1 pseudogene is annotated in these 457 nt (G+C 57.3%); it reads right to left on the minus strand.

From position 1 onward, the window contains the following. Nucleotides 1–195: 195 nt before the first annotated feature. A pseudogene (locus PQR02_RS40815) lies at nucleotides 196–457 on the minus strand (hypothetical protein); the annotation flags it as partial.

Raw genomic sequence — 457 nt, forward strand, 5'->3', positions numbered from 1 at the left:
ATCAGAAAACGGACCTTCGCGCTCCGTCTGCACCCGTCGCGTCGTCGTGGAACACGGACTGCGGCGTCGCCGACTCAAGTCGATAACTAATCTGGATCTTCATCAGCTTTTCGTTCGCAACAGTGAACGATGACAAACGGATATGTACGATCGAGCGGGATGATTCGATTCTCTGGTTGGATCCGGGCGTCGTCGTCAGGGCGGCAATCTGCCTGCGGTCGCCCTGACGGCGAGAACTGTCTTGCCATCAGCGGCAACGTCGCATTGGTAAATCACCGGCGTATAGGCGCCGAAGTCGTTCTGGAACTCGGCCTTGTCGCCAATGTATGTGATGGGGCCGCCCGGCTTATCGGTCCAGCGAAAACGACTGGACTTGATCTCGAAGGTGCAGCCGTCCATTTCACGATGTGCGTCGCAAGTCGCTCGATCGGATCCTTGCAATAGATGCCGGCCGCAA

It is taken from the genome of Paraburkholderia sediminicola, assembly GCF_046026895.1.
Lineage (GTDB): Bacteria > Pseudomonadota > Gammaproteobacteria > Burkholderiales > Burkholderiaceae > Paraburkholderia > Paraburkholderia sediminicola_C.